General features: G+C 59.8%; 11 protein-coding genes. 2 read left to right on the top strand and 9 right to left on the bottom strand.

The features are described 5' to 3' along the window. Window positions 1-8: 8 nt before the first annotated feature. On the bottom strand, window positions 9-1,589 hold the full coding sequence (locus tag KGA83_RS04125) for a GMC family oxidoreductase (RefSeq protein ID WP_223528592.1): 1,581 nt from the start codon (window positions 1,587-1,589) through the stop codon (window positions 9-11). 50 nt (window positions 1,590-1,639) lie between these two features. Continuing rightward, on the bottom strand, window positions 1,640-2,158 hold the full coding sequence (locus KGA83_RS04120) for a transcriptional initiation protein Tat (protein WP_108219373.1): 519 nt from the start codon (window positions 2,156-2,158) through the stop codon (window positions 1,640-1,642). 493 nt (window positions 2,159-2,651) lie between these two features. Between KGA83_RS04120 and KGA83_RS04115 the strand changes: the two genes are divergently transcribed. Further along, window positions 2,652-4,601 carry a sigma-54-dependent Fis family transcriptional regulator gene (locus KGA83_RS04115; RefSeq protein ID WP_223528589.1) on the top strand — a complete coding sequence of 650 codons (1,950 nt, stop codon included), beginning with the start codon at window positions 2,652-2,654 and terminating at the stop codon, window positions 4,599-4,601. A 61-nt stretch (window positions 4,602-4,662) separates the two neighbouring features. Here the strand turns inward: KGA83_RS04115 and KGA83_RS04110 are convergent, their stop codons facing one another. The 3 genes from KGA83_RS04110 to KGA83_RS04100 form a co-directional block, all read right to left on the bottom strand. Then, on the bottom strand, window positions 4,663-5,223 hold the full coding sequence (locus tag KGA83_RS04110) for a VOC family protein (protein ID WP_108219375.1): 561 nt from the start codon (window positions 5,221-5,223) through the stop codon (window positions 4,663-4,665). A gap of 260 nt (window positions 5,224-5,483) precedes the next feature. Continuing rightward, on the bottom strand, window positions 5,484-6,896 hold the full coding sequence (locus KGA83_RS04105; RefSeq protein WP_223528586.1) for an aldehyde dehydrogenase family protein: 1,413 nt from the start codon (window positions 6,894-6,896) through the stop codon (window positions 5,484-5,486). Between the two features lie 5 nt (window positions 6,897-6,901). After that, on the bottom strand, window positions 6,902-7,951 hold the full coding sequence (locus tag KGA83_RS04100) for a homoserine dehydrogenase (RefSeq protein WP_223528583.1): 1,050 nt from the start codon (window positions 7,949-7,951) through the stop codon (window positions 6,902-6,904). 654 nt (window positions 7,952-8,605) lie between these two features. On the opposite strand from KGA83_RS04100, the gene KGA83_RS04090 reads away from it, so the two are divergent. Then, the gene (locus KGA83_RS04090) at window positions 8,606-8,917 is read left to right on the top strand and encodes a DUF6124 family protein (RefSeq protein ID WP_223528580.1); all 312 of its coding nucleotides are present in this window, start codon (window positions 8,606-8,608) and stop codon (window positions 8,915-8,917) included. A 90-nt stretch (window positions 8,918-9,007) separates the two neighbouring features. Here the strand turns inward: KGA83_RS04090 and KGA83_RS04085 are convergent, their stop codons facing one another. The 4 genes from KGA83_RS04085 to KGA83_RS04070 are packed head-to-tail and all read right to left on the bottom strand — an operon-like array spanning window position 9,008 to window position 13,245. Then, window positions 9,008-9,445, bottom strand: coding sequence for an Lrp/AsnC family transcriptional regulator (locus KGA83_RS04085; protein ID WP_008003746.1), 438 nt, complete (start codon window positions 9,443-9,445; stop codon window positions 9,008-9,010). 22 nt (window positions 9,446-9,467) lie between these two features. Beyond that, window positions 9,468-10,847: a threonine synthase gene (gene thrC, locus KGA83_RS04080; protein ID WP_223528578.1), complete on the bottom strand. Its 1,380-nt coding sequence runs from the start codon at window positions 10,845-10,847 to the stop codon at window positions 9,468-9,470. Window positions 10,848-10,863: 16 nt separating this feature from the next. Beyond that, window positions 10,864-11,754, bottom strand: coding sequence for a LysR substrate-binding domain-containing protein (locus tag KGA83_RS04075; RefSeq protein ID WP_108219382.1), 891 nt, complete (start codon window positions 11,752-11,754; stop codon window positions 10,864-10,866). Between the two features lie 60 nt (window positions 11,755-11,814). Continuing rightward, entirely contained in the window at window positions 11,815-13,245 is a 1,431-nt protein-coding gene (locus tag KGA83_RS04070) for an amino acid permease (RefSeq protein ID WP_223528574.1), read from the bottom strand. Between the last annotated feature and the right edge of the window lie 140 nt (window positions 13,246-13,385).

Below are 13,385 nucleotides of genomic sequence, written 5' to 3'. Positions count from 1 at the left end.
TTGCCTCCTCAGAGGGCGCGCTGGTTCATCAACGCGCCGATGTGCTCGGCCTGGCGCAAGGCCAGGGCGACAATGGTCAGGGTCGGGTTCTGCCCGCCGCTGGTGGTGAACTGGCTTCCGTCGGAGACGAATAGATTGGGGATGTCGTGGCTCTGGCCCCATTTGTTCACCACGCCGTCGGAATCTTTGGCGCTCATGCGGTTGGTGCCCATGTTGTGACTGGCCGGGTAAGACGGCAGGCGGATCACCTCGGTGGCACCGACCGCCTCGTAGCACTTGCGGGTCTGCTCCACACCGTGATTACGCATGGCGGTGTCGAAGGCATGGTCGTCCTTGTGCACCACCGGGACGGGCAGGCCGTACTGGTCCTTCTCGACGCCGTGGAGGGTGATGCGGTTGCTCTCCATGGGCAGGTCCTCACCGCACAACCACACGCCGGACATATGGTCGTAGCGCTCCATCCGCGAAGCGAAGGCACGCCCCCAGCCCTGCGGGGTCGGATCGAGGAAGGCAGACATGAACGGCAGGCCGAGGGACAGGATTTCCAGCCGGTAGCCACCGACGAAGCCCCGCGAAGTGTTGTTGTACGACTCGTCGGAAATGATTCCGGCACAGGTGGTGCCCCGATACATGTGAATCGGCTTGGGCAGCACTGCGTAGATGCCCGCGGTGGTGTGACACATGTAGTTGCGCCCAACCTGACCGGAGGAGTTGGCCAGGCCGTCCTTGAACATCGAGGACTCGGAGTTGAGCAACAGGCGCGGCGACTCGATGGAGTTACCGGCCACGCACACCACTCTGGCCTTCTGGCGCTGCTGGTGGCCCTCGGCGTCGGCGTAAACCACCCCGGTGACTCGGCCGCGGGCATCATGTTCGATGCGAAGCGCCATGCTCTGCGGACGCACCTCACAGTTGCCGGTAGCCTCGGCGCGGGGGATATCGGTGTAGAGAGTCGACCACTTGGCGCCGACGCGGCAGCCCTGCATGCAGAAGCCGATCTGCATGCAACCGGGACGACTGTCATAGGGCTGCGTGTTGATCGCCATGGGGCCGGACTGGATTTCCTTGTAGCCAATGCGTTGGGCGCCTGTGGCCAGGACCTTGAAGGAGTTGTGCCATTGGTGATAAGGCATTCCGGTGCTTGGACCGGTCACGCCCATGTGCTTCTCAGCCTTGACGTACCAGGGCTCCAGCTCCTCATAGCTGATTGGCCAGTCCAGCACATTGGCGCCCTTGATATCGCCGTTCTCGGTGCGCATGCGAAACTCGAAGTCGCGAAAACGCAGGGCCACGCCGGCCCAGTGAACGGAACTGCCGCCCACCGCTTTGACGATCCAGGCCGGCAGGTTCGGGTGGTTGCGCGCCACGTCCCAGCCGCCGGTGGCGATGCGTTTGTCGAGCCAGGAAATCTTGTTGAACATGGCCCACTCATCGTTTTCGATGTCGGACATCTCGTAACGCTTGCCGGCTTCCAGCACCACGGTACGGATTCCTTGCTTGGCCAAGGCGTGAGCCAGGGTCCCGCCGCCGGCGCCCGAGCCAATGATGACGACGACATCGCTGTCGTCCTGGGAGTATTTCGCTGCCATGGGGTTAACCCTCATTGTTGGAATGGATGGAGCCGCGAAGAGAAGGCTGATCAGAGCCAGTCGAGGTCGTTGAAGCCACGCGCGATATAGCCACCTTTCTCCACCGACGAGCCCTCGTAGCCAAACAGTGGGAACAGCGTCTTGTTGTCGTAGATGCCAAACATCAGCGCACTGCGGGTTTCGCGGAAGAACGGCGTGGTCTCGATCTCGCGAAGCAGAGCGACGCGATCGTCCTCGCTGACGATCTCTTCGAAAGGCCGACCCTGTGTGGTGCGGGCTCGCCCCTGCAGGGCCTTCAAGCCATCGTTGACCAGGTCCGGGTGTTTACCGAGCAGCTCGACCAGCGACTTGGCATACGGTGCATCGCCGAGCCGGTCATGGGGATAGATATCGCGCCCCATCTGCAGCAGCCCGGCGGGCAACCGGGGCAACACGTCGTCGGCGATGGCGGTGACGGGAATGAGCTGGCTGAAAACGGCGGTAGCGCCGATGATCAGGGCCGACTGCCCCGAAAGACTGAGGAAGCGCCGACGGCTCAGAGGGCCACTCAGGGGTGAAGAGTCATGCATGGCAGAGCTCCAGGCTTTTGCCGGCACGCCTGTAAGGTGGGAACAGGTGTGGCCGACGTTATTGTTATTAGTCCGGGTGCCTTTTCGGCCCCTTCGGCAGTGAAGGGGCAACTTGTGTGCCAATGCCAAAAACAAATCTTAACCTGCTGTTTTTAAATGATTTTTTAGAAATCAAAAAACATCTTTCGAGCATGACCTGTAAAGCGAAGGCTTTACACCTGTAAGCATCCGTCCAGGCCTTTTACATACGTAAAGGCTGGCGATACCTGAACTGAGTGAAAGATCGCAGCGACGGCATTGCCGGGCACCGCCAACAAAAAGGGGGACCCTTTACCGGACTTCTGGCGGTGCTCCAGCCGCATCAACGAGGGAAGTGACAGCGCAGGGCTAAACTCGTAATGTGATTGCAACCGTGCCAGCCCGCCCCCCACGTGCTGATGCCAAACAAGAACAAGATCGTCACGGACCCCTCATCCCGTGCCCGGGAGGCCGCATGAGCACCCTTTCGACCCCCAGCCTGCACATCGACACTGTGCTGTCCTACGCCAGCGATAGCGCTGGGCACGAATCCATCATCACCCGGTCCTGGAAGCGTTGTATCCAGGATTACGGTCTGGATCCGGCCAAGCCCGCACCACCGCGGTTTGTTCCGCGTCAGGTATTGCGCGAACACCAGGACCACGCGGACGAGCTGATCAACGTGGCCCGTGCAGGCGTCGAGCAGCTGTACCGCCACATCGCCGAGCTGGGGTACGTCATTCTCCTCACCGATAGCCGGGGGATCACCGTGCAGTTCCTCGGCGATCCACTGGATGAGGCGGCGCATCGCAAGACCGGCCTGTACCTCGGCGCCGACTGGAGCGAGAACCACGCAGGAACCTGCGCGGTGGGGACCTGTATCAAGGAGCAACTGCCGCTGACCTGCCACCACCATGATCATTTCAGCGCCCATCACATCGCCCTGACCTGCACCGCAGTGCCCATATTCAATCCCCACGGGCAGCTGCTGGCCGTGCTGGATATCTCGGCATTGAATTCACCACCGTCCAAGGACTCCCAGCAATTCGCCCTGCAACTGGTCAAGCAGTACGCACGAATGATCGAGGATGCCTACTTCCTGCGCCGCTACCGTGAAGCTCATATCCTCTGCTTCGACCGTTCCCGCGAGTTCGTCCTGATCAATCGCCAGTACCTGCTGGCGATTGCCGGGGATGGCAGCCTCCTGGCGGCGAATACCGCGGCCCGTGTACTGCTCGCCGAATGTGGCTTGCAGTTGCCGGAGCGGCCTTCGGCACTGGCGCGTCGGATCGGTATCCAGGATCTGTTCGACTGCGAACCTGAAGACATCTTCAGCATCCCCCGCGCCAGCCCCGACCAGGTACGCGCCTTCCGTACCCACCGTCAAAACGCCCTGTTCTTTGCCGCGTTGATGGAGCCCAGCCGAACGCCCGTTGCCCCTCAAGCTCAACGTTCGAGTGAGGAACGCTGCCCGCTCGATGAGCTCTCCGACGACGACCCCGCCATGCGCAAGATGCTCGCTCGTGCCAAGCGACTGTGCAACGAGCCGCTGAACGTGCTGCTCAATGGCGAAACCGGTACCGGCAAAGAACGCCTTGCCCGCGCTTTGCACGACAGCAGCAACAGGCGCAAGGCCCCCTTCGTCGCCATCAACTGCGCGGCAATGCCTGAGTCATTGATAGAAAGCGAACTCTTCGGCTACCAGCCAGGCACCTTCACCGGGGCACGCAGCAAGGGTATGCGAGGACTGATCCAGCAGGCCGATGGCGGCACACTCTTCCTCGATGAAATCGGTGACATGCCGCTGCATCTGCAGACGCGGCTGCTGCGCGTGCTTGCCGAGCAGGAAGTGATGCCACTGGGCAGCGAAAAACCGATCAAGGTCAATATCCGCGTCATCGCGGCCAGTCACCGCGACCTGCGGCAGTTGATTGAACGAAACGAGTTTCGCGAAGACCTCTACTACCGCCTCAATGGCGCGATCCTGCGCCTGCCGGCGCTGCGCGAACGGGCCGACAAGAACTACCTGATAGAACGCATTTTCAGAGAGCTCTGTGAACAGCGCCAACGTCCCGCACGAATCCGGGGCGACGCCATGAGTGCTCTCCTCGGCTACGCCTGGCCAGGCAATATCCGCGAGCTGCGCAATGCGTTGCAGTACGCGCTGGCCACCGCGGAGACGGATGAAATCACTGTGAACGACCTGCCCGAAGAATGCCTGCCGAGCGTCAATCAAAAACAGGCCAGGAGTTCGGCTCCCGTACAGGAACGACAGACATCCCATGCACGCGAAATCGAGGACTGCTTGCGCAGGCAGCGCTGGAATGTCAGCGCCGCGGCACGCGAGCTCGGCATGTCGCGCCCGACCCTATATCGCTGGATGAAGCTTCACAACATCGTTGCTCCCAACGCTCTGGACAGCTAAACCAGAAGTTTCAAATGCCCGTAACCGGCCCGAGCCGGGCCGGCCAGGCTTTCTAGTCGAATCAGTGCTCAGGTGTGCGCGGGTCCCAGAGAAGGCGCGTCACGCCTTTCTCGTAGCCCATCCCGTCCGGGAAACTCACCAGCTCCAGCTGCAGCCCCCAGGGCGCCAGGAAGTACACCCAGGTCAGGCCCTTGGCCGGGCCATCGGTGAAGGTCGATGGAGTATCCAGTACCTGCACGCCACGAGACTGCAGGTACTGCACCGCCGCCTCCATGTCGTCCACATAGAACGCCAAGTGGTGCCCGCCGACGTCGCTGTTGCGGGGCAACCGACGATTCTGGTCGGGAGCTGTGTACTCGAAAATTTCCAGGTTGGTGCCGTTGCCACATCGGACCATCTGGAAGTCGCGAATGGACGCGCGCGGATGCACGTTGAGGTGCCGCTCCATCCAGTCGTCTTCAAAACGGAACTCGCCAAAGGTGAAGTATGGCTCGCAACCAAGCACCTCGACGAAGAAGGCAACAGCCTCAGACAGGTTGGGCACCGTGATGCCGATATGCTGCATGCCGCGCATTCCCGGCAGAGCGTCATTCAGGTTGTTCTTGTGGGTCATGAGGGTCATGAGGGTCTCACTTGTTGTTGTATGAGATTCGCCAGCTTCGTGCTGACACATTCCCTGCTGCACACTCGATGCCACAAACTAACCCATTGATTTGAATAGCAGTCACTCCCGCCGTTGGCAGCAGCGGTGTAAAGGCCTTTACAGCTGCAAGGCGTTACAACACACCTTCCATCCTCTCCCGCCCCATTCAGCAGAACGCATTGGGCCAGTGACCAAACCGACCCAATGCCATACGAGCTGATCCATTTACCGCGAATCGACTAACGCAACGTGTTAAGGCACACCACCTTGGGTTGGGTCATTTCCTCGTAGGCAAAACGCACCCCTTCCCGGCCCAGGCTACCGTACTTGGAACCACCAAACGGCATCGCATCGAAGCGGTAGTCGGAAGAGTCGTTGATCATCACTCCCCCGGCTTCGATCCTCCGTGCGGCGCTCATCGCGGTTGCCAGATCATTGGTGAAGATCCCCGCATGCAGGCTGTATTCGGGTTCATTGGCCAACGCGATGGCTTCATCGAAGGTTTCGAACAGCTGCAATACCACCACCGGCGCGAAGACCTCATTGCGCCAGAGTCGACTGGCGTGATCGACGTTTTCCAACACGGTGGCGGCGTAGCACGATCCAGCACGCCGATGGCCGCAGAGCAACGTGGCGCCCTCTTGCAAGGCCTCGTTCACCACTTGCTCGGCATTCTGCGCGGCTTGCGCAGTAATCATGGGGCCGATATCGGTGTCGGCCAGCAATGGATCGCCGACCACAAGCGCACGGGCCTGGCTGACGAATCGCTCTCGGAACGCTTCATAAATCGACGCCTGAATCAGCAAGCGCTGGGTGCCTACGCAGTTCTGCCCCGCTGCCCAAAAGGCTCCGGACACGCAACTCTCGACAGCGGCCTCAAGGTTGCAGTCGCCCATGACGATGACCGGCGCATTGCCGCCCAGGTCCATGGCGAGTTTCTTCAACCCGGCCGTGCGGGCGATCTGCTCTGCGGTGACGAAACCGCCGGTGAAGGAAATCATCCGCACCTCACGGGCGGCGACCAACGCCTTGCCCAGTTCCGCGCCGCCGGTGGCGACTGTGACCACGGACTCAGGCAAGCCTGCCGCGACCAGATAAGACACCAGTTTAATGGCCGACAAGGGCGCGAGCTCGGAGGGTTTGAGAATCACCGCGTTACCGCCCGCAATCGCCGGACCGAGTTTATGCGCCACCAGGTTCAACGGATCGTTGTACGGCGTGATCGCAACGATCAGACCCAGAGGTTCACGGGAAAACCAGCCCTGACGCGATTCGGAACCTTCATATGCGTCGAAAGGCACCACCTCCCCGGCATTGCGCCTGGCCTCCTCGGCCGACAGCTTGAGGGTGTTGACGCAGCGCTTGACCTCCTTTTCCGCCTGTTTGAGGGTCTTCCCGGCCTCGTCGACGATCAGCCTGGCAAACACACCGGCATCACGTTCAATGTCGACTGCGGCTTGCTCAAGAATGCGAGCCCGACGATGACGCGCTAACGCCGCGCACGCTCGTGCACCACTGCGCCCAGTCTCCAACAACTGCGGAACTTGCGACGCACAGACATTCGTTACGCTGCCGATGACGGAACCGTCATAGGCGTTAAAGACTTCAATGGGCGGCTCTACGATATCCAGAACCAGGCGCGATAATTTCACAGGGTTTACTCCTGGTTGCGGGCAGTGGATTGATGGATGCTGATGATGTCCGAGAGCAGCGCAAACGCTGTTTCCGTACGCCCGGCTCCCGGCCCTGAAACCGTCACCGCACCGAGCAGTTCGGAGGTAAACGACACCGCGTTGGTCGCGCCACCGACACTGGCCAGCGGATGGTCGTTGTTCAACAGCCGCGGTTCGACACTGGCACTGATCGAACCGTCGGCATGGCGCATCGCCGACCCGATCAGCTTCCAGCGAGCACCGTCCTGCCGGGCTTTTTCGATGTCGCCAAGGCTGAGGGACGAAATGCCGCTGCACGTGACGTCACTGACCGTCAGCTTTGCGTCCAGCAGTTCATTCGCCAGGATCACCACCTTGAGGCGTACGTCATGCCCCTCGACATCCGCCGTCGGATCGGCTTCGGCGTAGCCCAGTTCCTGAGCCTTGGCAACGGCCTCGGCAAACCCCAGGCCACCTTCCATGCTGGTGAGCACGAAGTTGGACGTGCCGTTGAGAATCCCTTCAAAACCGACAATGGAGCTGCCTGCCAGCGCCTGCCGGGCCAGGCGGATAACCGGCGTGCCGCTCATGACCGAGCCTTCGTATTCAAAGGCGACATGCTTGCGTCGAGCCAGTGCCTTGAGCTCGGCGCCGTGCAAGGCGATGGGGCCCTTGTTGGTGGTGACGACATGCTGGCCGCCCTCCAGCGCCCAACGACAGAACGAAGTCGCCGGTTCACCGTCCACCGGGTTGGTGAAGGTGGCTTCAACAATAATGTCCGCGCCGGAGTCCTTGATCACCGCTTCATTGAGGGCTGTGACGTCGCCACCCGGCAGTTGCGCCAATGCACCTTTGGCTGCCGGCAATTGGGCGAGCGCATTGGCATCCAGCCCTTCGCGGCCAATCACCGAGCCGAGAAACAAGTCCGTCACACCGACGATTTTCAGGGTGAAACCCAGTTCTGTTTTCCACTGTTCGTTACGATCGGCAATCAGCTGAGCCAATGCCCGGTTAACACCACCAAAGCCAACCAGCGCCAATTTGTATTCAGTCATTTTGTTATGCCCTCGATCCGGGTGATGGGTTGTTGGGCACTAGGTTAGGGCTGGGCCCAGGGCAGTGAAATAGGCCAATTTGCTCTATTTTATGGGCGTTTTGACCAGTGTCTGGGCAAAGCTTCAGAGTCGGTAGGAGACGAACCAATCTTGACCACCACATACCCCTTGTAGGAGCGAGCCTGCTCGCGAAAAACCGGAGAACGCCACGGGGTGTCAGGCTTTCAGCGTTATCGTTGACGACCATCGCGAGCAGGCTCGCTCCTACAGGTTATTGCGCAAACTCGCGCCACCGATTTGGCCATTGAATAGAGCTTGTTTAACGCCTGTCAGTGTTACTCGATGAAAGCTACAACGCCTTGCGTCGTTGCCTACAGGTACGCCAGAATCCGCCGGCTTGTGCGCCTTGGGGCCGCTCGGTAACTTGAATCGCGTCACTGCTCATCAGTGATCGGGTTTAGCAGCTCGGGTATAACCTAAGTCGTACGACGCTTCTATCAGTCAGGTTTTTGCGCCTGCATTTTGATGGTGGCTGTACGCAGGGCGCCCTTGGGCGCGCCGGCTTCTTAGGTTCCCCGGTCTGCTAACCTGCGTGCAGCTGCCACCCTCTTCGTTTAGCAGCCGGAGGTTGGCACATCATTAGGAACCTGAGATATGTTCAAAGTCACACCCAATCCGCCGAACAATGATCCGGCAATATCTTCCGAACGCATCCCCTCTGCCGCCGACCTGCAGGCCACTCCCCGCAAACTCTGCAGCATGTTCATCGTCAATCCGCAACTCGATACCGAAACCCTGTTGGCTCACGCCTGCGAGTCATTGGCTTCGGCCAATGTCATGACGATGGATCTGGCGGACCGGACGCAGGGATCGAGTCGAAATACGCTGTTGGGCATCGCGCAGGTCATCACGCTGGGCGAACTGGCGGTGAACCGAGTGCTGGACCGGGTCGATCCACCTGAGTAGAAGATCTTTTGACTTTTAATGCCGCGCAAATGCTCGCGATGCACGCACAAAAGCCAACACACGTTGGCTTTTAGCGGTACGAAAGATGGGCTACACGACAGACGACAGCACAAAGGAGGTCACGGTATTTTCCACCCCGGGCAACGCGGCAATTTCAGTCCAGACCTTGTGCACCCGCTGTGGGCTCGCAGCACCCACTCGCAGCATCAGGTCGAATTCACCGCTCATGACATCGCACTGGATGACTTCCGGAATGGCACGTAGCGCTTGCAGCACTTCCGCACCCCGCATCCGGTCGTAGCGGTAGACGAAAATCACCGCGTTGATGTTCGAAGTGGCTTGTCGCCCCTCCCCCGTGCGTACCGTATACCCCTGTATGACCCCGTCGCGTTCAAGTCTTTCTATACGTTGGCGCACGGCATTGCGTGACAGATTGACCTTGGCCGCCAGCTCGGCATGTGCGGCCCTGGCATTGAGCTGTAGTTCCGCGATGATGTGTTCATCGAGAGGGTCCAGAATTCGCTTCACTTGGCCTCCTGTTGCCGCGCCTTCACAGCGCGTCGAGCAGCTCATGGATGGTATCGAGGTCGTCCGGTTGAATCCGGTAAACCTGCGCCGGTCCTTGCGTCGCGACCTCAGGATGCAGCCCCGCCACACTGATGCCCAACTCGCCAAGCAGTGCCGCCGACTTGACCGGTGAGATTTCCCCCAGGGTCACCATTGGCGCCACCAGGCTTCGCCGATACAACCGGGCGGCCAGCACGCCGGTGGCTGTATGCGGGTCGATGACGTATCCCGTGTCGCGATACAGCGAGGTGATTTCCGTCAGCGTCTGCTCATCACTGACCGCGTAGGAGTCGATGATCATCCGCGCCTGCAACCAGAACTCGTTGGCGATGACCATCTCGCCGCTGGACTCGAACCCCTCCATCAGTGCACACACCGCCTGGTCGTCATGCCCGTAGAGCTCCCAAAGGAAGCGTTCCAGATTGGAAAAGATCGACAGGTCCATGGCAGGCGAAAGCGTCTTGTTGGCGCGTGACCTGCTGTAGTGGTTCTTCTGAAACAGCTGATGCAACGCGTCGTTCTGGTTGGTCGCAACAATCATCTGGGTGATCGGCAGGCCCATTTTTTGCGCGATGTAGCCGGCATACACCTCGGCAAAACTCGCCGCCGGCACACTGAAACCGATCGGACGTTGACCACCCCCCAGTTGCAACACCGCGTGGAAGTAAAACACCAGTTGCGCCAACACACTGACCCAGTTACTCGAGTTGAAACTGATCGCCTCGTGCTGCGTATTGGGCCATTCTCGGAACAGCCGGGTGACGATGGTCTGGCACTCGTCGAAGCTGCCATTCACTGCAAACTGATGAACCCTTGGGTGCGCCGCTGCTTGCAGATGCTGGAGTTGGTCCAGGGGTACGCCCTTCTCTGGGTAAAACACCACCACGCAGGTGTCCTCGCAGTGCTTGAACGCCTCGATGGCCGCCAGCCCCGTATCGCCGTTGGTGGCACCGATCACCACCCCGCGACGCCCGCGCTTGCGCAGAAAATACGGCACCAGCCGCGCCTGCAACTGCGCGGCAAAATCCTTCGAGGAGCGAGTCGGCCCGTGGAACAGTTCCAGCACCCACTCGTTACGATCGACCTGATGCAAAGGCGCCAGGGAACGATGGCGGAATTGACTGCCCGCCTCTTTGAGCAGGCGCTTGAGGTCTGCCTCGGGGATCGCCTCCCCCACGAACGGGCTGATCACTCTGTAGGCCAGTTCGTCATAGGGCAAGGTCGACCAGTTGGCGATGTCCTGCGCTTCAAACAGCGGCAGTTCAAGCGGTACGAACAGCCCACCGTCCTCGGCAATGCCAGACAATACGACCTGTTCGAAGTCGACCTGCACGGCCGAATTTCGGGTACTCACATAACGCATGGTTGGCTCCGGCCATTCATTTGAAACGATGTGCCTGCTCGACCAGCCAGGTGGAAAACATCACCGCGTCGGGGTGTTGCTCGGCCCCGGAACCGCGCACAAGGTAAAAAGACTCGCTGGCTTCGATACGCTGGGTAAAGGGTTCGACCAATCGTCCATCCTGAAGCATTTCCTCCACCATCGAGGACCGCGCCAGGGCGATCCCCTGCCCTAACTCGGCCATGCGCAACGTGGAGATCAATGTGTCGAACTGCATGCCGGTCGAGGAGTCGACGGTGTCCGCACCGACCATGTTCAACCAGTAACCCCAACCCTCTTCATAACCCAGGACATGCAACAGCGGATGGTGCGACACGTCCGCCGGGACCGTCAGCGGTGACTTCGCCATCAGGTCCGGCGAGCAGACCGGGAACAACGTGTCCCAGGTCAGGCGTTGCGACACCAGGCCGGGCCATTGACCGTGGCCCCAGCGAATCTCCATGTCATCCTCCCCGTCCAGTTCCTTGACCCAGATATTGCTGATGTAGCGGATATCGACATGCGGATGCGCCTGGCTAAACCCCGCCAGCTTGGGTGCCAGCCAATGCACGAAGAACGCCAGGCTGCCACGCACCTTGATCGGCCGACGTTTATGCTGGCCAAAAATCTCGTTGGTCCCCACTGCCAGTCGCGTGATCGCGTCCTGCACCACCGGCAGATAAGCCTGGCCTTCCTCGGTCAGTCCCAAGCCACGGGGCAAGCGCTTGAACAGTGCCACTCCAAGATGGCTTTCCAGTTGGCGGATCTGCTGACTGACCGCGCCCTGGGTCAAAAACAGCTCTTGCGCGGCATGGGTGAAGTTCAAACAGCGGGCAGACACCTCGAATGCCCGCAGCCAGTTCAATGGGGGTAGCGTCTTTTGCTTCATGGCTTGAACCTCTTGGACGCCCCCTCCACCGAGCACGCTTGCCCATCCCGTCGACGCTGACTAGAACGCGTCGGACGGTTGTGCCAAGGGGGCAACCGACAAGCGTCGCTCGCGGCTTTTGCGGGTAATGTAATACACGAAATAGCACCAGGCGATGAAGGGCAAACCGAAGTACAACGCCACTCGCTGCTCCGGATCGAACGCAATCCCGACGCACGCCAGACTGCAGCAGACCAGCGCCCCCAACGGCACCCATGGATAACCCCGGACACGGAATTTCAAGTCGCGGATATCACCGCCGTTGGCCACATAGTGACGGCGGAACGCAATCTGGCTCGCAGCGATGCTCATCCAGACCACCACCACCGCCAATCCGGAGATCGACACCAGCGCCAGATAGATGGTGTCGGCGGCAAACACGCTGCTGAGCAACGAGGCAGCCCCACCCGCCATGCTGATGATGATCGCGTTGAGCGGCGTGCCCATACGCGTCAGTGCCGAGAATCGCTTGGGCAGGTGACCCTGGTCACTGAGCGTCCAGATCATCCGTGACGCGGCATACAAACCGGAGTTGGCGGCCGACAGCAAGGCACTGATGATCACGAAGTTCATGATGTCTGCCGAATAGGGAATCCCGATGTAGGTGAACACAGTCACGAATGGACTCTCTACCAGGCCGGCCTGCTCTCGAGGCAATAGTGTCGCCAGGACAAAAATGGTCCCCACGAAAAAGATCGCCAGGCGCAGCACCGTCGTGCGAATGGCACGCGGCACGTTGCGCTGCGGGTCCTTGGTTTCCCCGGCGGCAATGCCGATCAACTCAGTGCCGGAGAACGCAAAAGACACCGCCAATAACGTCATGGCTATCGGCATGACGCCGGTAGGAAAAAGTCCTTCGCGAGTGAAGTTGCTCAACCCGATACTGTGGCTCTGATCGATGTGCAGCAGACCGAGAATCGCGCCACCGCCGATCATCAAAAACACGATGACGGTCACCACTTTAACCAGAGACAACCAGAACTCGGTCTCAGCGAACAAGCGCACCGAAATCACATTGGTCAGGAACACCAGACCTGCAAACAACGCACTCCAGATCCATACCGGTGTATCCGGGAACCAACGCACCATCAAGATACCGGCGGCGGTGAATTCAGAACCGATGGCCACCGTCCAGGTCAGCCAATACAGCCAGGCGACGGTATACCCGGTACCAGGCCCCAGAAAGCGAGTGGCATACGTACTGAATGAACCGGTTTCCGGCATCTGTACCGCCAGTTCGCCCAGGCACATCATCACCATGTAAACCATGAGCGCGCCGATGATGTAAGCGATCACCGCCCCCAAGGGACCGGCCTGGTTAACCGTGTACCCGGACGTGAGAAACAGTCCGGTACCGATGACCCCGCCTAATGCCAACATGACAATATGCCGTGTTTGCATTTCCTGTTTAAAACCGGAACGCGAATGAAGTTGTTGTTCTTTTATGGACATGATTGCTCTCATGAAAGTTGTTAGGGCGCGAATTAACGTCTGCGATGACTGACGGGGCAGAGAAAAAACAGATCGCCACTAAGTTTTATTATTATTCCACTTCATGAACGCCCCACTCACATCCTTGCAGTGAGGTTTAA

Source organism: Pseudomonas sp. GL-R-19 (assembly GCF_019956375.1).
Taxonomy (GTDB): domain Bacteria; phylum Pseudomonadota; class Gammaproteobacteria; order Pseudomonadales; family Pseudomonadaceae; genus Aquipseudomonas.
The sequence above is the reverse complement of the archived record's forward strand: the minus strand, read 5'-3'. Positions and strand labels throughout refer to the sequence as shown.

Coding starts and splice junctions, on each gene's coding strand:
- KGA83_RS04110 (WP_108219375.1), bottom strand. CDS start 5,223: ATGACCCTCATGACCCACAAGAACAACCTGAATGACGCTCTGCCGGGA.
- KGA83_RS04125 (WP_223528592.1), bottom strand. CDS start 1,589: ATGGCAGCGAAATACTCCCAGGACGACAGCGATGTCGTCGTCATCATT.
- KGA83_RS04075 (WP_108219382.1), bottom strand. CDS start 11,754: ATGAAGCAAAAGACGCTACCCCCATTGAACTGGCTGCGGGCATTCGAG.
- KGA83_RS04120 (WP_108219373.1), bottom strand. CDS start 2,158: ATGCATGACTCTTCACCCCTGAGTGGCCCTCTGAGCCGTCGGCGCTTC.
- KGA83_RS04100 (WP_223528583.1), bottom strand. CDS start 7,951: ATGACTGAATACAAATTGGCGCTGGTTGGCTTTGGTGGTGTTAACCGG.
- KGA83_RS04115 (WP_223528589.1), top strand. CDS start 2,652: ATGAGCACCCTTTCGACCCCCAGCCTGCACATCGACACTGTGCTGTCC.
- KGA83_RS04070 (WP_223528574.1), bottom strand. CDS start 13,245: ATGTCCATAAAAGAACAACAACTTCATTCGCGTTCCGGTTTTAAACAG.
- KGA83_RS04090 (WP_223528580.1), top strand. CDS start 8,606: ATGTTCAAAGTCACACCCAATCCGCCGAACAATGATCCGGCAATATCT.
- thrC (WP_223528578.1), bottom strand. CDS start 10,847: ATGCGTTATGTGAGTACCCGAAATTCGGCCGTGCAGGTCGACTTCGAA.